Consider the following 16,583-nt stretch of genomic DNA (forward strand, 5'->3'; position numbering starts at 1 on the left):
GTTCTCACCTGAAGGTTGCCCTGCGGTGCCATGCCATCCCATGGAAGTGGGAGTTTTGAGACGCTTCGGGCTTGAACGAAGAAAGTGGCGGCCAATGTGAGCTGCTGGCCATCGATCCCAAACTAGGATTGCTCTTGGAGTCGGTGAAGGGGTGGGGTAATGATTGGCAGCATAGATACCGTGCGGAGCGTGCATGACTTGGCGTCGGCTTGTGCTGAGGATGGGCATGTTAGATGTGCGAGTCCTGCGAACTGCTCGGAATTCCTCGGTTGGGCGCGTCGTGAGCTGGACGCTTACCGGGCCGTGGTGCAGAATGAACCAGACGCGCAGGCGTTGGGGCCAGAAGGGCCAAGTGCCGCGGCTTCGACGGCTGCATTGTTGGCCTGCGTTGAGTCCAGCATTCTTTCCGAGCCGTGGGTAGGGTCTGGTCTTCAGAGGTCAATCTGGGCAACAACAGCTTTGGCTCGCCTGGCTGAGCGAGGAATTCCTGCGGACGCGGTTGTCCGCAGTCATATGGCCGTCGCCCTGCGGCGGAAAATCGCACTCCATATCGCAATTGCTTGGTCATATTCTAAGCGCGAAGGCAGCCGGGACGGCATTCCCTATCAGGCCCGAGACTGGCTCGAGTGTTTTGAGCAAGCGGTTGATATGCAGGCTGCAGATGCTCCTGACACTTTCGTTGACGTGCTGGTTGCGAGCTCGACGGGAAAATTCCGCGGAGTAATTGATGATTGGCTGGGATCGACCGCTGTAGCTCATATAATTGATTGGCGCATTGGCGATCCGCTTCCAGTGGTGGTGCCGTTGAATTGCATGTCCTGCTCGGGGGGAGCTTCTGCTACTCAGTGGGTGTTGGACCGCTTTAGCAAGCCCTTTATGCATGCCTGGGAACCTGAATCGGTGTCCTGGGAGTTGAGCTTTGCTTTGGAGCCCACCGAAACTGCCAAAAGGAGCGGCGTTGACATCCGGTGGTTGAATGAAAAACCTGCTTCGGCCATTCTTGCGGCAAGTGCGCTTGTCCGCCAGCATACGCTCTGGCCTGATGAGCCAGATTTCATTCTCACTGGGGTTTCAGAGGGTGATGTTGTTGAAGACATTCTCCACCTCGTTGGTTCCGGGGAAATAAGAAGTGCTCAAGAGTTCGCAACCGAGGTTGCCGGTCGAAATCCCGGGAGTTTTGCTCTGCGCAGACTATGTGCATTTACCTTGATACCCACAGATCCAGTGACGGCCCGGGGCATGCTGTTGAAGTATGAACAAGGCGGCGACCCGTGGCTTGGGCAGATAAATCTTATCTGCTGCTTGATTGCCGAAAGGAACTTTATGGGAGCCTTGGACTTGGTCAACGCATCGGACCCGACTGGTTGGGATAGTGAAGGCGGCTGGCTTTGGACGCCCGAGTCACTTATGAGTGACCAGCCGCTTGTTAAAGGCGTGTCAGCTGTGGAGTGGCTGAGTCACACCCGCCATATGCTGAGTTTGCATACTTCACTTCCCTAAAAAGGACTTTCGGACTGACTTCATAGGTATCATGAGCTGCAACTCTGCGACCGGAGACCTGAAGCACTCTGCATGGTGTTCGTAGAATGCACGAGCGTTCTCATCCCGGGCATGGATAAGCACAGCGCGGGCTCCTACCGATTCGCTGATATTTGCGGCCCGATACAAGGCGTCTTGGAGGAGCCCAACACCGATCCCTTGATTCTGGTGACCGTTATCGACCGCGAGCCGGGCCAGGAGAATGCAGGGTATGTCGGATGGTGCACCGCCCTTGGTGAGTTCGGGGTTGACCTGGGCCTTGGCGACTCCAGCAACAGCTATGGAGTAAAAGCCCACGACCCTGCCATCCAGGCACGTCACATATGTAATGGCGTTGTTTGCCCGAAGGTTCTCATATGCAAAACGACGTAGCCACTCATCTATTTCGGCAGCGCCCGAGTCAAAAGTGCTGCAGTCGTCGCTTCGTTCGAGCTTCCGTGGAGGGGTAAAGTCGGAGGTCACTTATCAGATCCGCCGAAAGGGCTGCGGCGCTGCGCTAGGTTGTCGAGCTTGGGTGAGGGTGGCAGGGGTGCATCCAGCAGCCTGTTGAATTCACTCCATTGCGCATCATTCAGCATGAACCATCGACGATCGGCTAGCACTCTCTCAGCCTCCGTACTTGCACTCTCAAGGATGAAGTCGGTCATGGAACGATCCGTAGCCTCGGCCGCTCTCCGGATTAAATTCTCTTGCCGCTCAGTTGCGCGCACGGCGATACGCTGATTTTTGTTGGTCTTGATTTCCATGAGTTTTGCTCCCTTACGTATGTACATTGTGCGTACGTTCCTACGTTGCTGTCAACGTGGGTTAAGTCTCATTCTGGTCAAGATGCATCCCAACTTTTGGGCTTCCGAGAGCTCGCCCACACCTTGGCCGTGCCCCCTGACGCGCTGCCTGGGTTCTCGTTCGACTGCCGGTCCTTTAGCCCCGGAGAGACGACGTGCCGGCCGCGGTCGGTCTGGGCCGCGAATCTGCGGTGCATGAGGGTGGCGGTGCCCAAGGTTTTTCACGCCACAGTATCTCGCTGGGCCTTCGGGAGAGTTGGTCAGTTGATATGAGCCGCTGAGTCGCGGATTCCCACTGCGTGGGGCGTAAGTAGACTCGCTAGAGTGGGCATGGCAAAGACGTGGCAGCAAAGGCCGCACTGCTCGCGGAAGGACAATCGAATGGCTCGGCCGACAGTTCAGGACGTCGCCAGGACGGCGGGCGTGTCCGTGGGGACGGTGTCGCGTGTCCTGAACGGGAGTCCGGCTGTCAGCGCGTCGGCCAAGGAAAAGGTCAACGCCGCCATCCTTCAGCTCAGCTATCGTCCTCTCGCCTCGGCCCGGGACCTCCGGAGAGACCGAACTATGCGCGTTCTTGCCCTCGCCAAGAACCTGGACTCCCTCGTGATCAGCGAAGTCTTCCGAGGTGTCGGCGACGCAGCGGCCGACTCGGGTTACGTCAGCCTTATCGCTGCAACCGACGGGGACCTGGATCGCGAGCAGCAGCTCGTGGACATGCTGCGGAACGGCTCCGTCGACGGACTGGTCATCTTTTCCCCAACGATGCCGGACGAGGACGTCAACACTGTCGCTGAGCAACTAAGCGTGATCCAGGTCTGTGAGATCGTCGACGCAGAAGCAGCATTCGGAGTGTCCATCGATGACCGCCAAGCAGCCTACGACATCACCAAACATCTGATCGACACAGGCGCCAAGAAGCTGGCAATGATCGCCCACAGGGGAGCCCGATCGGGCCGGCTACGCGAGGAAGGTTTCCGCCAGGCACTCACTGAGTCGGGCTTGGAATCGGACCAGATCCTGCTGGGCGAAGGCAACTTCGGATTCCACGCCGGCCGCGATCTCACGAAGAAACTCCTGGAAACAAAGAACCTCCCCGACGCCGTCTTCTGCGGCACTGACGTAGTCGCCGCAGGGTGCGTCCGGGAACTCACGGACGCCGGAATACGAGTTCCAGACGACATCGCCGTAGCCGGCTTTGATGACTCGGCACAGGCGGAAATGTGCGTTCCAGAGCTAACCACCGTGAGGCAACCAGCCTACGAAATGGGCCTCGTAGCTTTCGCCGAACTCCTGGAACGCATGACTGTCGAAGGCGCGCACCGCAGGGGCAGGACCTTCCTCCCGCATCAACTCGTCATCCGAGACTCCACGAAATAACGAGGGTTGACAGCTCCGCGTGGCGACTGTCACACTTCTTTGGAATCGATTCCACGGCCGCAAGGCCGTTTTCATATAGCCTTTTGGAATCGATTCCAAAAGGCTAACAAGCAACACCGGCAATGAAGCCAGGCTCAGGACGCACCACAGCCAAAACGCGCGCTGAACGCCACCGCCCACAGACACCAAAGGAGCCACTCGTGGACTTGAACCGACCTACTTCTCCGCTCCAGAACAAACGAAACCGCAAAGCCCTCGCAGCCACCGCCTTAGCCGCAGCCCTCCTCCTCAGCGCGTGCGGCGGGGGAGCAGCACCTCAAGGTGCGGAACAAGCGGCAGCTGCCGACCCGGCGTCGGGCGCTAATGCCAGCGGCAACGTGAACATCTGCGGCGTCAAGGACGCGAGCGGCATCTATAAGGGCACTGCGGAGGCGTTCACCAAGGCGAACGGCAAGGTCACGGCCAAGTACACCGAGATCGGCGCCACCACGGACGAAGCCCGCACGCAGATCGTGCAGCGGCTCGAAGGCAAGTCCACCGAGTGCGACCTCTTCCTCACGGACGTCATCTGGACCTCCGAGTTCGCCTCCCAGGGCTGGCTGCTGGACCAGACCAAGCTGGTGGAAGCCAACAAGGACCGGCTCATCCCCTCCACTGTGGAAACCACCAAGTACCAGGACAAGTACTGGGCCTCGCCGTTCTTCACCAACGCCGGATTGATCTACTACCAGAAGGACAAGGTGGCCAAGCCCGAGTCCTGGCAGCAGCTCTACGCGGAAGCAGCCAAGGCTCCCGGCAACGGGTACGTCTACCAGGGCAAGCAGTACGAGGGGCTCACGGTGAACTTCCTCGAAATGCTCTACAGTGCAGGCGGCGAGGTGCTCAACGACCAGGGCGACGTCAAAATCGACTCCAAGGAAACCCGCGACGTCCTCAACTTCATGAGCGACGGCCTCAAGAACGGCTCAGCCGACCGCGCCGTCCTCACCTACAACGAAGACCCGGCCCGCCTCGCCTACGAGTCCGGCGACTTTGGATACCAGCGCAACTGGCCGCACGTATACCGGCTGCTCAACGCAACGCCGCTGGCGTCGAGCTTTGACGTGGCGCCGTTGCCGGCATGGGAAGGCGGCAAGGCCTCCGGCGTGCTGGGCGGCTGGAACCTCGCGATCTCGGCCCACTCCACCAACCAGGCCGGGGCTGTCGCGTTCATCGACTTCGCCACCACCCCGGACTGGCAGAAGCACGTGGCCATGGACTACTCGCAGGCACCCGTGAACGAAGCTGCCTACTCTGACGCGGCGGTACTGGAGAAGATGCCGTTCGCCACGGAACTCCTCGCCTCCGTGAAGGGTGCCAAGCCGCGCCCGATCTCCCCGGTTTACCCGCAGATCTCGCAGGCGATCTACAAGAACGTCTACGCCGTCCTCTCCGGTACCGCCTCCACCGAGGAAGCCGTGAGGAAGATGGCCGAGGAAATCACGGCGGCAAAGGCGAGCTTCTAATCATGGCCACCAGAACAATCGCCCCAAGCCGCGTAAGCGGCCGCGACCGCGCCGAGCGCAAGCTCGCGTTCCGCATGACCGCCCCGTCGCTGGTGATCATGGCCCTGGTTGCGGCGGTCCCCATCGGCTACGCGATCTGGCTCTCCCTGAACCAGTACAGCGTCCGCACCGCCGGCCTGTCCCGCTTTGTCGGCCTGGAAAACTACATCAACGCCCTCGCAAGCCAAGAGTGGTGGGCCGCGTTTGGCCAGACGTTCCTCTTCGCAGGCCTCTCGGTCAGCCTGGAACTCATCCTCGGCACGGCCATGGCGCTGCTCCTCAACCTCGCGTTCAAGGGCCGCGCCGTCCTGCGCACCGTAGTTCTGCTGCCGTACGCGATCATCACCGTGGTTAGCGCCATCACCTGGCAAACGATGTTCCAGCCCAACATGGGCCTGGTCACCAACGTCCTCTCCACGCTGGGGCTGCCCGGCGGCGATGTGGTGTGGCTCGGTGAGCACGGCTACGCAATGGCCGTGATCGTCATGGCCGACGTCTGGAAGACCACGCCCTTCGCGGCGCTCATCATCCTGGCCGGCCTGCAGGTCATCTCCGCTGAAACGTACGAGGCCGCGGAGCTCGACGGCGCCAGCAAATGGCAAACTTTCGTGAACATCACCCTGCCGCTCCTTCGCCCGGCGATTGTCCTCGCCGCGATTTTCCGCACCATGGACGCCCTCCGCGTCTTCGACCTCCCGTTCGTGCTCACCCGCGGCGCCAACGGCACCGAATCCATGTCCATGCTCGCCTACACGCAACTGCGCGAAAACCGGCTGGTGGGCGAAGGCTCGGCGCTGTCCATCCTGACCTTCCTCACCGTCATGGTGGTCTCGGTCATCTACGTCCGCTTCGCCGGCGGCAACATCCGCGACGTCGCGAAGGAGGAACAATGAGCACGCTGACTGCAGAACGCCGGAACTTGCCACGCGCCCCAAGGCACCGAAGCGTCGCTTGCGTGGAGAATCGAAACTGCACCCCCTGGTGTGGGTGTTCGTGGTGGCCGTCATGGGCTTCTCGCTCATCCCTTTCTACTGGCTGGTGAACACCTCCCTTAAGAAGGGAGCGAGCCTGTCCCAGGGCGAGCTTTTCCCGAGCCAGCCGACCCTCGAGAACTATCTGGTGGTTTTTCAGAACCCCGAGTTCCTCTTGGCCTTGCGCAATTCGGTGATTATCGCCGTCGTGACTACAACTGTGGCCCTGGTCTTCGCGTCCTTCGCCGCGTATGCGCTGGCCAGGCTGAAGATGCGCCGCAAGGCGATGATCCTGACGCTGATCCTCTCGGTGACCACGTTCCCGGCCATTGCCATCGCGGCCCCGATGTTCTCCATCTGGCGCGAGATCGGCCTGTACGACACCTTGCTGGGCCTCATCATCCCGAAGCTGACGTTCGCTTTGCCGTTGGCCATTTACACGCTGACGTCGTTCTTCAAGGAGATCCCACGTGAGCTCGAGGAGTCCGCGTACATGGATGGCGCGACGCCGTTTGTCGCCTTCCGCAAGGTGATCCTGCCGCTGGCAGTTCCGGGCCTGGCCACGACGGCGATCCTTGTCTTCATCTCGGTCTGGAACGAATTCCTCCTCGCCGTCACGCTGACCACCTCGCCGGAGGGCCGCCCAGTCCCAGTGGCGATTGCATTCTTCAGCGGCACCAGCGAGTTCGACCAACCCCTGGGCACCATCAGCGCCGCATCGGTGATCATCACCATCCCACTCGTCATTCTCGTGCTCGTATGCCAGAAGCGCATCGTGTCCGGCATGACAGCCGGCGCCGTCAAAGGCTAACCCCAAACCTAGAAACCCCAGAAAGAACAGGAACAACGTGAGCATTCAGCAGCAAGCCCCGTCCGCAACCCTCAAAGTGGGAGTTGTGGGCATCGGTTGGGCCGGCCAGCAGCACCTCAAGGCGTACAGCAACATTCCCGGCGTCGAAATTGTCGCCGTCGCAGGGATGGAACAAGAACTTCTTGCCCAGCTGAAGGAGGAGTACAGCATTCCCCACGCCTTCGCCCGCTGGGAAGACATGATCGAGCTTGAAGGCCTCGACGCCGTCAGCGTCGCCGTGCCCACGTTCCTGCACGCGCCGATCGCCATTGCGTCGCTTGAGCGCGGATTGCATGTGCTGAGCGAAAAGCCGTTGGCGCGCAACGCCGTCGAGGGTCAACAGATGGTGGACGCCGCCCGCAAGGCCGGCCGCGTCCTTGACGTCGCGTTCAACCACCGCCGCCGTGGCGACATCCAGGCGCTCAAGGAAGTGATCGACGCCGGAACGCTCGGTCGCCCGTACTACGCCAAGGCATCCTGGCTTAGGCGCCAAGGCATTCCGATGCTGGGCAGCTGGTTCACCAACCCGGAGCTCGCCGGCGGCGGGCCGCTGGCTGACATCGGCGTGCACGTCCTGGACTACTCGCTTCACCTCCTTGGCGAGCCCAAAGTACTGGCCGTCTCGGCGTCGACCCATTCCGAACTTGGCCCGCGCGGCCTCGGCGGCAACGCCCGCTATACGGCGTCGAACTCCAGCCATAAGTTTGAAGTAGAAGACTTCGCATCTGCGTTCATTCGGCTGGAAGGCGGCGGCACCTTGATCCTGGAGGCGGGATGGGCAACCTACCGCGACGAGCGGGACTTGATGGACTTCACTGTTTACGGGACCGACGGCGGAGCGGACTTGCGCTCGGTCGGCGCCTCCGAGAACCCGGTAGCGGACGTCCACGTCTTCACCGAGAAGGACGGCGAAAACGCCGATTTTGAAGTGGTGGCCGAACCCGGGCGAGCCCACCAGGCCGTCGTCGACGATTTCATTGCGGCCGTGCGCGGTGGCGAGACGGTGTGGGGAAGCCACGACGGGTCGCTTGCTCTGAGCCGTGCCCTGGTCCTGGATGCTTGCTACAAATCCGCCCTCGAACAACGTGAAGTGGTGCTCTGAAATGTCTGATTCAAAACTCAAGATTGTTGTGTGGAATGAGGCCGTGCACGAGGCCCGCAACGATCCTTCAACGATGGCCGAGATGTATCCGGAAGGCATCCATGGCGCCATCGCTGCCGGGCTTCGTGCCTACTACCCTGACTCTGAAATTTCCACAGCTACCTTGGCAGATCCCGAGCATGGGCTGTCCGAGGAAGTCCTGAAGCAAACGGACGTGCTGCTGTGGTGGGGGCACATCGCGCATGGGGAAGTCGCTGATGAAGTGGTGGAGCGCGTGCAACGCCACGTCCTCGGCGGCATGGGCCTGGTGGTTCTCCACTCCGGGCACTTCGCCAAGATTTTCACTCGATTGCTGGGGACGACGTGCTCGCTCAAGTGGCGCAACGAAGGTGAACGGGAGCTGGTGTGGACCGTGAAGCCGTCGCACCCGATCGCGGCCGGCATCGAAAGCCCGATCGTCATTCCTCAGCAGGAAATGTACGGCGAACTGTTCGACATTCCGGAACCCGATGACCTGATCTTCATCAGCTCGTTTACCGGGGGAGAGGTATTCCGCTCAGGCGTGACGTTCTCGCGTGGAAAGGGCCGGATCTTCTACTTCAGCCCCGGCGACCAGGAATACCCGGTGTATCACCAGCCGCAGATCCAGAAGGTCATCGCGAACGGGGTTGGCTGGGTGGCTCAGCCGGGCGTTTTCCGGGAGGCGCCCGAGGTTTCCAATCCTGCGCGGAAATGGTTCGAAGAAGCCTAGGCACCCTCTTCCGTATTCATTTCAAGGAGCTTGACCATGACCACTTCCTTTCTTCCCGCTGGCCGCCCCCTGGGCGTGGCCGCGATCGGCTACGCCTTCATGGGGAAGGCCCACTCGAATGCGTGGCGGAATGTGGCCAGCTTCTTCGACGTCCCGGCCTTCGAGCAGAAAGTGCTCGTCGGCCGGGACGCCGCCTTGGTTGCAGAGGCTGCCGCCAAGTACGGCTGGGCCGAATCCGCCACGGATTGGCGTTCCGTGATTTCGCGGGACGACATCGACATCGTGGATATCTGCGCGCCGGGCTGGATGCACGCCGAAATCGCCATCGCCGCCTTGGAGGCGGGCAAGCACGTGCTCGTGGAAAAGCCGCTCGCCAACACTTTGGGTGAGGCTGAGTTGATGGCTGACGCGGCTGCCTCGGCTCAGGCTCGCGGAGTGAAGTCCATGATCGGGTTCAACTATCGACGCGTGCCTGCACTGGCATTGGCCCGCGAGTTGATTGCCGAGGGACGTCTCGGAACTGTGCGGCACATCCGTGCCGCCTACCTGCAGGACTGGCTTTCCGACGCCGAAGCGCCCATGAGTTGGCGGCTCCGCAAAGAAACCGCGGGCTCGGGGGCTTTGGGTGATATCGGCTCCCACGCCATCGACCAGGTCCAGCACCTCACGGGCCAAACCGTCACTGAGGTGACCGGAACGTTGAGGACTTTCGTCACCGAGCGCCCCGGTCCTGGCGGTTTGGAGAAAGTGACAGTAGACGACGCCGCGTGGGCCACTCTTGGCATGACGGGAAACATCAGCGCGTCGGTGGAGGCATCCCGGGTGGCCACGGGCCAAAAGAACTCGCTCAAGATCGAAATTTACGGGTCACTCGGGTCGCTGACATTTGATCTGGAGAACCTGAATGAACTCGGCTTTCTGGACGCCACGCTTCCGGTGCGGGAGCAGGGATTCCGGCGGATTCTGGTGAATGAGCCCGAGCAACCGTACGTTGGTGCGTGGTGGCCGCAGGGGCACATCATCGGTTGGGAGCACACGTTCACGCACCAGATCCCGGACTTCCTGCTTGCCATTCGCGACCGTGAGGCACCGTCGCCGTCGTTCGACGACGGGCTTCAGATCCAGCGGGTGTTGGCCGGCGTGGAGGAATCGGCCGCAAACAGGAGCACGGTGACGGCGGTTCCAGTTGTCACGAAAGAAGTCCGAGATTTCGAGGGCTTGGGGGCGAAATAGTTGGCGACTTCCGCGGAGGTACGCTCCACTGCGCGCTGGTATCAGGAGACTCCATTGGATCTCCGCTGCGGCATGGGTCACCCAACTTCAGAGAGCGTCGTCATATTGCTTGGCGAGGCCTGGTCAATCCGGGCGATGAACTGGTTCAGCCACTCGATGGCGGGAGCGACATCAGGTACGACATCAAGGCCCTCGGCGGCCTCAGCGTACAGGGTCACCCACTCCGCGCCCTCTACAACTGTCGGAGGCCAGACATGAGCCCTCCGGTAGTCGAATAGTCGAACACAAGTGGCCCGGACCGTCGCTAGGTCAATCTGCTCGCGGGCGCCTAGGAGTTGCAGGTCTACGAGGTCTCGGGCGCGATCGCTACCAGACACTGTGGACGCGTGTATTTTTTGGGCAATCTGGTGGTCTGCGGGCATTACCGCCACTGGGTCTGGAGCGGGGAGGCCCACAGAAGTGAACATTTCGCTGATGCTGGGCGCCAGAGCGAACTCGGGATCGTCAGCATCACCGATCTCGTTGTGACCGAGTTCGAAGGGCACTGTGCACCACGGCTTCCCCTGGTAGTCGAGCTTCACATCGAATGGCTTCATCACGTACGAGGTGGGAATTCCCTTGGGTTTCGGGGCTTTTCGCTCAACCAGACGTCCAGTAAAACCACTCCATCCTTTGCGAAGGCGCTCTTCGAAGTCGGCGCGGAATGCCGCCAGGCCTCCTGTACGGGCGGCGTCAAGGTCGCGGGTGAACCTAGTACTGGAGCCGTATCGCAGCGCCATCGCGCTGCCACCTTTCACCGCACCCTCGGGAAGCATTTGTCCGATCACGACCAGAGCCATCGTCGTCCGCCGGCGAAGGGCGAGGGTTTCGTCTACTTCTAAGTTCTTCATTCTCTGGTTAAGAGCGGCGAGGTTACGAGGCGGGCTGTCATAACTCATGCGGCGAGTTCCTTGCGCACACGGTTCCACTCCGCCGTTGTCAGGAATCCCTCAGCACGGGCCTTGACTGCCGCATCTCGCAGTCGCGTGCTGGGGACCCGGCCCAGACATTCGAGGAGAGCTTCGCTGAGCTGTTGGGCGCGGATCCCGCGGTAGCGTGTAACCTTCGTTCCGGCCTGCGCCTGGGTGACCTTCACATAGGCGGGCATTGCGCGGCGGACACGACGGCCGGTTCCCACGGTGATCTTCGTAGGATTCACGTCCCCCAGGCCGAGGAGGGCGAGAACGGATTCTCCGCGAAGGTAGGCGTCGTCTCCTGCGCGCAAGGTCGCTTCGGCGAACTGGTCATCGTCGGTCGGCGGGATGTCAGTCATACGGTAGAGGCCGTATCCGACGTGATCGAGGCCGCCGCGGGCTGTGAGCTTTGGCAGTTCCACGGCGGGCACGCCAGCGCCCACTGCATCCGCGGTGGTGACATAGCCATGGTTGTCGTAGGCGATCTCACGCAGTACGTCTCGATAGGTTGTCCTCATGTCAAGATTCTACCGTGAGCGGTATTGTTTTGCCATCCCATTGGCTATCTTGCAATGTCAGGACTATACCGAAAACGGTATTATTTTGACATCGCATCACTGGGATCGGTGATCAGATGCAAAGGGGGTCCGTTCACCCATGCCCGCCCGCACTGAGCCCCGCCCCAACAGCCGCCACGAACGCATCCGTCTCTGCTGACCGCCGACTCTTCAACCACAGCGCCGACGTCCGCCAAGCCAACGGGTCACCAACCAGCGGCCGCCACACAATTCCAGCGGGAAGAGGCGTCCACGGCTCCTCATTGAAGTGCACACCCCGGCCGGCCAGGATCAGTCCGTGAGTGAAGTGCTGGTTCCTGGCGTGAACAATGGCCGCGGGCAAGTACCCAGCGTCCCGGCACGTGTGCAGGAACGAGTCGTACAGGGTGGGCGCCATGTGCCGCGGGAAGATGATCAGCGAGCTCCCGGCCAAGTCGCCCAAGCGCACAGAAGACGCAGAAGCCAACGGGTGCGAGGCATTCAGCACCACACCCAATGCACGCGAGAACACCGGCCCCGACTCGAAACCCACGCTGCTCAAAGGGTGACGGACCACCGCAACGTCCAGTTCGCCGTCGCGCAGTCGCTCAACCTGCTCCACGGTGGTGAGCTCGTGCAAGTTCAACAGGACATCAGGGGCAAGCGAGCTAAACGAAGAAACCATCGTGGACAGCGCCACAGGGTTCGTGTCCGGCGGCACGGCCACCTGCAGGATGCCCGAAGCGCCAGGCCGGATCCGCCGCATCGATTCCTGCGCCATGGCCACGTGATCCAGAACTCCGCGCGCGTGTTCCAGCAGCAAGGCCCCGGCCTCGGACAGCTCGACGCCGGTGCGTCGCCGATGGAACAACTGCACCCCGAGTTCTTTCTCCAGGTCCTTGATCCGCTGCGAAAGTGGCGGCTGGGCCATGTGCAAACGTTGTGCCGCGCGGCCGAAATGGAGCTCCTCGGAGAGCACCACGAAGTACTTGAGATGGTGGAGGTCCATCTGCGCACCATATCAGTTTGGTATCAAGGCGAGTAGATATTGATGTTAGACGGGTCACATTCGCCGATGGTCAGATGGGAACCAAGAAGCCCTACGAACCAAAGGAAACGCCCCAATGTCCCAAGATGTCCTCTTCGAACAGACCGGCCCCACCGCCATCATCACCCTCAACCGCCCGGACAAGCTCAACGCGTGGACCGAAGCCATGCGCAACGAACTCATCGGCCACCTGGAAGGCCTCAAAGGCAACGACGAAATCCGCACCGTCATCCTCACGGGAACCGGCCGCGCGTTCTGCGCCGGACAGGACCTGGCCGAGACTGCGTCCATGAACCCGGAGGACCACGAGTCCGCCGAGGCTTGGATTGACGGTTTTGACCGTCTTTACCGCGCCGTACGCGACCTCGATCAGATCACCATTGCCGCAGTCAACGGCGTCGCCGCAGGCTCTGGTTTCCAGTACTCACTGCTAGCGGATCTCCGCGTCGGCGACTCCAAAGTACGCATGGGCCAGCCCGAAGTCCTCTCCGGCATCCCAAGCATCACCGGGATCTGGGCCATGTGGAGCATCCTCGGCAAGTCCAAGACCTCCCAGTTCGTCCTCACCGGTGAACTGGTGGACGCTGCCGAGGCCCAGCGTCTCGGCCTCCTCAACTACTTAGCGGACGACGGCGGCGTGCTGGCTTACGCGAAGGACCTCGCCTCGCGCTTGAGCCTCCTTCCTCCGGGTGCGGTCCGACTGACGAAGAACCGTTTGCGCAGCTTGGAAGATGACGACCTGGCGGACGCCATGGCAGAAGCCAAGCGAGTCCACCGCGAGGCCTACGGCACGGGCGAACCCCAGCGCGAGATGGCCCGCTTCCTCGCTGGCCGCCGCTAAGCCGCGATGCAACAGAAGCAGGAGGCAAAACGATGACAACCACAGCAACCCAAGACCGCTACACCGAACTACGAAACTCCCACCGCTGGGAGGTTCCCGAGCTCTACAACATGGCCGTCGACGTCGCCGACCACCACCCAAGGGACAAGCGGGCTCTCATCCTGGAGTCCGCCGTCGAAGGTCAACGGGAGGTGAGCTGGGGCGAAATCCAGGACCGTTCACGGCAAATCGCAGCAACCCTCCAACGAGCCGGCATCAAGAAGGGCGACCGCGTCGCCGTCCTGCTGCCGCAGCGCTCCGATACCCCGGCTGCGTATCTGGGCGTGCTGCGGACCGGCGCCATCCTGGTCACGATGTCGCTGCTCTGGGCCGCGGAACCCATCCGATTCAGGCTTGAGGACAGCGGTGCGTCGGTGATCATCGCCGAGGAGTCTGCGAAGCACCTGTTCGAGGACTTCGACGGCACCTTTATCGACATCGACAGCCCGGAAATCGCCACCGAAACCACTGAATTCCAGAACGTCGAAACCAAAGCCGACGACCCCGCCCTCATCTTCTACACTTCGGGAACCACCGGCCGCGCCAAGGGAATCGTCCACGCGCACCGCACGCTCCTCGGCCACAACGAGTTCGAGTACTGCCACCAACTCGGCGACGGCGATGTGTTCTACGGCGCGGGGGACTGGGCGTGGTCGCTCGCCAAACTCATGGGCCCGCTTCGGCTCGGCGCCACGCACCTCGTGTTCCGGCCGGAAGGCGGCTTCGACCCCGCGGCGCTGCTGGACGCCATGAGCCGCCACCGCGTCACCAGCGCCCTGGTCAATCCGACGTTCCTGCGAAAGATGCGCGAGGACGTGCCCGACGCCGGTGCTCGCTTCCCGCTGTCCCTGCGGACGGTTTGCTCGTCCAATGAGCCGCTAACGCCGGACCTGATTACGTGGTTCGAGTCGCAGTACGGGGTCACACTTTTGGATTACTACGGTTCCACAGAGTCCTACCCGCTGCTGGGGAACTACCCGGATGTCCCGGTGAAACCGGGCTCCATGGGGCGTCCACTTCCTGGATGGGAAGTTCGCCTGCTGGACGAGAATGGGCAGGAAGTGGCGGCCGGCGAGACGGGTGAGATCTGCTTGCGTGCGCGATCCAACCCGCAGTTTCCCTTGGGATACTGGAATATGCCGGAGGCGTCAGCCGCCGCGTTCGGTGGCGATTGGTACCACACGAAGGACCAAGCCTACGCGGACGACGACGGCTACTTCTGGTTCCTGGGGAGGACCGATGACGTCATCAAAACGTCCGGCTACCGTGTGGGGCCGTACGAGCTGGAGGCAGTCATTCGCGAACTCGATCCCGTGCGGGACGTGTCGGTGACCGGCGTGCCCGATGAGCTCCGCGGCCAGTCCATCAAGGCCTGGATCGAACTGATGCCCGGTCACGCGGGGGGAGCGGACCTGAGCGAAACCATCGTGGCGCATGTGAAGGAGAACTTCTCCCGCTTCGCTTACCCGCGATTCATTGAATACGTCTCCGCGCTGCCTAAGTCGGCCACCGGAAAAGTCCAGCGGGCCCAGCTCCGCGAACTCCCACACGTTGTAGCCTCTCCCCGCACCGAAGGACAACAATCATGAATACGATGACCGAGAAAGTCGCTGAAACTGAGTCTTCCCCCGGCGCAGCCTCAAGCGCGTCGCTGCGGCAGCCGCCGTCGGAAATTTCGTGGAATGGTTCGACTCCGCGGCTTATGCGGTCATGTCCGTGACCATCGCGAAGCTCTTCTTCCCGGATTACTCTACGACGGCGTCACTCCTGGCCGTGTGGGCGATCTTCGCCGGCGGCTTCATCGCCAGGCCGCTCGGCGCGGCCTTCTTTGGACGTTACGGTGACCGGATCGGCCGCAACAAGATGCTCGGCCTGTGCGTGCTGATCATGAGCGCGGCCACGTTCTGCATCGGTATCCTGCCGACTTTTGCTGTGATCGGTATTTGGGCTCCGATTCTGCTTTTCGTGTTCCGTGCGGTTCAGGGCTTCACCACAGGTGGTGAGTACACAGGATCCTCGGCGTTCATCGTGGAGTATGCACCGGAAGGTAAGCGCGCCACCTACGCCAGCATCATCCCGGCCACTGTCGGCCTGGCTTCGGTTGCCGGTGCGTTGCTCGGCGCGGCCATTACTGCGACTCTGAGCCCGGCCGACCTTCAGGCTTGGGGCTGGCGAATCCCCTTCCTGCTCGCAGCCCCGCTCGGCCTCATTGGCCTCTACATCCGCTCCAAGGTGGACGACACTCCGGTATTCCGTGGCCTGGAGAAGAAGGGCAAGGTGGCGAAGAAGCCCTTGGGTGATGCCATCCGGCTTTGCGCACGGCAGATCTTCACGCTGTTTGGCTACAGCATCACCAACGCGATCGCTTACTACCTGATGAGCAGCTACATGATCGCGTACATGACCTCGAGCCTTCACTACTCAAGCACTGAATCGATGATCACGAGCGTAGTCACGATGCTGGTGTACACAGCAGTGTGCCCTCTGGCCGCGCGTGCCAGCGACCGTTACGGCCGCAAGCGGATGCTGCTGGTGGCGTGTGTGGGATTCGTCGTCATGACGATTCCGGCATTCTCCATTATGCCTTTGGGACTCGGTTTCGCGATCTTGGGCACCAGTGTCCTGGGTGCTTTGGTTGCGGTGATTGGTACGTCCAACGTTCCGGCCCTGGTGGAGATGTTCCCCTCGTCGGTCCGTGCTTCCGGGTCTGCGATCGGTTACACCTTGGCCTACGTCCTGTTCGGTGGGACGGCTCCGTTCGTGGCGACCGGATTGGTGGCTGGCTTTGGGACGCCGTTGGCTCCGGCGTTCTACCTGATGGGGATGGCCTTGGTGTCCGCGGTGGTTGTGGTGTTGTTCTTCCGCGAGACGAAGGATCTGTCATTGTCGCGGACGACGGTTCTGTAGGGTTTTGTCACTGATGCTTGCTTCGAAAGCCGGAATCAAGTATCCATGAGTCTTTGCCGTACAACAGCGAGCCCCGAGGGCTATCTCGGGGCTCGCTGCATGAGATC

16 protein-coding genes are annotated in these 16,583 nt (G+C 61.5%); 11 read left to right on the forward strand and 5 right to left on the reverse strand.

The window, feature by feature from the left end; genetic code table 11:
* The first annotated feature begins 303 nt into the window (after nt 1–303).
* On the forward strand, nt 304–1,500 hold the full coding sequence (locus AC6I97_RS05875; protein ID WP_497944357.1) for a hypothetical protein: 1,197 nt from the start codon (nt 304–306) through the stop codon (nt 1,498–1,500).
* Here the strand turns inward: AC6I97_RS05875 and AC6I97_RS05880 are convergent.
* Together AC6I97_RS05880 and AC6I97_RS05885 are read right to left on the reverse strand one after the other, a co-directional pair.
* Entirely contained in the window at nt 1,489–2,001 is a 513-nt protein-coding gene (locus tag AC6I97_RS05880) for a GNAT family N-acetyltransferase (RefSeq protein ID WP_497944358.1), read from the reverse strand. The genes AC6I97_RS05875 and AC6I97_RS05880 overlap by 12 nt on opposite strands.
* Nucleotides 1,998–2,285 (reverse strand): type II toxin-antitoxin system TacA family antitoxin, encoded by a 288-nt coding sequence (locus AC6I97_RS05885; protein ID WP_497944359.1) that lies wholly within the window; start codon nt 2,283–2,285, stop codon nt 1,998–2,000. The genes AC6I97_RS05880 and AC6I97_RS05885 overlap by 4 nt, the downstream gene beginning before the upstream one ends.
* A gap of 420 nt (nt 2,286–2,705) precedes the next feature.
* On the opposite strand from AC6I97_RS05885, the gene AC6I97_RS05890 reads away from it, so the two are divergent.
* The 7 genes from AC6I97_RS05890 to AC6I97_RS05920 all read left to right on the forward strand — a co-directional run bounded on the left by AC6I97_RS05890 (nt 2,706) and on the right by AC6I97_RS05920 (nt 10,152).
* Nucleotides 2,706–3,701, forward strand: a complete 996-nt coding sequence (locus AC6I97_RS05890; protein ID WP_497944360.1) for a LacI family DNA-binding transcriptional regulator — start codon at nt 2,706–2,708, stop codon at nt 3,699–3,701.
* 200 nt (nt 3,702–3,901) lie between these two features.
* The gene (locus AC6I97_RS05895; RefSeq protein ID WP_497944361.1) at nt 3,902–5,206 is read left to right on the forward strand and encodes an ABC transporter substrate-binding protein; all 1,305 of its coding nucleotides are present in this window, start codon (nt 3,902–3,904) and stop codon (nt 5,204–5,206) included.
* Nucleotides 5,207–5,208: 2 nt separating this feature from the next.
* Nucleotides 5,209–6,138, forward strand: coding sequence for a carbohydrate ABC transporter permease (locus AC6I97_RS05900; RefSeq protein ID WP_497944362.1), 930 nt, complete (start codon nt 5,209–5,211; stop codon nt 6,136–6,138).
* Between the two features lie 58 nt (nt 6,139–6,196).
* Entirely contained in the window at nt 6,197–7,027 is an 831-nt protein-coding gene (locus AC6I97_RS05905) for a carbohydrate ABC transporter permease (protein ID WP_497944363.1), read from the forward strand.
* A gap of 37 nt (nt 7,028–7,064) precedes the next feature.
* Nucleotides 7,065–8,168, forward strand: coding sequence for a Gfo/Idh/MocA family protein (locus AC6I97_RS05910; protein ID WP_497944364.1), 1,104 nt, complete (start codon nt 7,065–7,067; stop codon nt 8,166–8,168).
* A gap of 1 nt (nt 8,169) precedes the next feature.
* Nucleotides 8,170–8,919 (forward strand): ThuA domain-containing protein, encoded by a 750-nt coding sequence (locus AC6I97_RS05915; RefSeq protein WP_497944365.1) that lies wholly within the window; start codon nt 8,170–8,172, stop codon nt 8,917–8,919.
* 36 nt (nt 8,920–8,955) lie between these two features.
* Nucleotides 8,956–10,152, forward strand: coding sequence for a Gfo/Idh/MocA family protein (locus AC6I97_RS05920; protein ID WP_497944366.1), 1,197 nt, complete (start codon nt 8,956–8,958; stop codon nt 10,150–10,152).
* A 77-nt stretch (nt 10,153–10,229) separates the two neighbouring features.
* Here AC6I97_RS05920 and AC6I97_RS05925 read toward each other — a convergent pair whose 3' ends face one another.
* From AC6I97_RS05925 to AC6I97_RS05935, 3 genes are all read right to left on the reverse strand, one after another.
* The gene (locus AC6I97_RS05925; RefSeq protein ID WP_497944367.1) at nt 10,230–11,090 is read right to left on the reverse strand and encodes a nucleotidyl transferase AbiEii/AbiGii toxin family protein; all 861 of its coding nucleotides are present in this window, start codon (nt 11,088–11,090) and stop codon (nt 10,230–10,232) included.
* A complete protein-coding gene (locus AC6I97_RS05930) occupies nt 11,087–11,623 on the reverse strand; it encodes a type IV toxin-antitoxin system AbiEi family antitoxin domain-containing protein (protein ID WP_497944368.1) in 537 nt (178 codons plus the stop codon). Before AC6I97_RS05930 ends, AC6I97_RS05925 begins: the two co-directional genes overlap by 4 nt.
* Before the next feature lie 133 nt (nt 11,624–11,756).
* A complete protein-coding gene (locus AC6I97_RS05935; protein WP_224088999.1) occupies nt 11,757–12,650 on the reverse strand; it encodes a LysR family transcriptional regulator in 894 nt (297 codons plus the stop codon).
* Between the two features lie 115 nt (nt 12,651–12,765).
* Here AC6I97_RS05935 and AC6I97_RS05940 point away from each other — a divergent pair, with 115 nt between their 5' ends.
* The 3 genes from AC6I97_RS05940 (at nt 12,766) to AC6I97_RS05950 (ending at nt 16,476) form a co-directional block, all read left to right on the forward strand.
* The gene (locus AC6I97_RS05940) at nt 12,766–13,530 is read left to right on the forward strand and encodes an enoyl-CoA hydratase/isomerase family protein (protein ID WP_497944369.1); all 765 of its coding nucleotides are present in this window, start codon (nt 12,766–12,768) and stop codon (nt 13,528–13,530) included.
* A gap of 32 nt (nt 13,531–13,562) precedes the next feature.
* Entirely contained in the window at nt 13,563–15,158 is a 1,596-nt protein-coding gene (locus AC6I97_RS05945; RefSeq protein WP_497944370.1) for an acetate--CoA ligase, read from the forward strand.
* 88 nt (nt 15,159–15,246) lie between these two features.
* The gene (locus AC6I97_RS05950; protein WP_497944371.1) at nt 15,247–16,476 is read left to right on the forward strand and encodes an MFS transporter; all 1,230 of its coding nucleotides are present in this window, start codon (nt 15,247–15,249) and stop codon (nt 16,474–16,476) included.
* The last annotated feature ends 107 nt before the right edge of the window (nt 16,477–16,583 follow it).

It is taken from the genome of Arthrobacter sp. TmtSoilC48 (genome assembly GCF_059739425.1).

Coding starts and splice junctions, on each gene's coding strand:
- AC6I97_RS05885 (WP_497944359.1), bottom strand. CDS start 2,285: ATGGAAATCAAGACCAACAAAAATCAGCGTATCGCCGTGCGCGCAACT.
- AC6I97_RS05890 (WP_497944360.1), top strand. CDS start 2,706: ATGGCTCGGCCGACAGTTCAGGACGTCGCCAGGACGGCGGGCGTGTCC.
- AC6I97_RS05900 (WP_497944362.1), top strand. CDS start 5,209: ATGGCCACCAGAACAATCGCCCCAAGCCGCGTAAGCGGCCGCGACCGC.
- AC6I97_RS05915 (WP_497944365.1), top strand. CDS start 8,170: ATGTCTGATTCAAAACTCAAGATTGTTGTGTGGAATGAGGCCGTGCAC.
- AC6I97_RS05920 (WP_497944366.1), top strand. CDS start 8,956: ATGACCACTTCCTTTCTTCCCGCTGGCCGCCCCCTGGGCGTGGCCGCG.
- AC6I97_RS05925 (WP_497944367.1), bottom strand. CDS start 11,090: ATGAGTTATGACAGCCCGCCTCGTAACCTCGCCGCTCTTAACCAGAGA.
- AC6I97_RS05930 (WP_497944368.1), bottom strand. CDS start 11,623: ATGAGGACAACCTATCGAGACGTACTGCGTGAGATCGCCTACGACAAC.
- AC6I97_RS05935 (WP_224088999.1), bottom strand. CDS start 12,650: ATGGACCTCCACCATCTCAAGTACTTCGTGGTGCTCTCCGAGGAGCTC.
- AC6I97_RS05940 (WP_497944369.1), top strand. CDS start 12,766: ATGTCCCAAGATGTCCTCTTCGAACAGACCGGCCCCACCGCCATCATC.
- AC6I97_RS05945 (WP_497944370.1), top strand. CDS start 13,563: ATGACAACCACAGCAACCCAAGACCGCTACACCGAACTACGAAACTCC.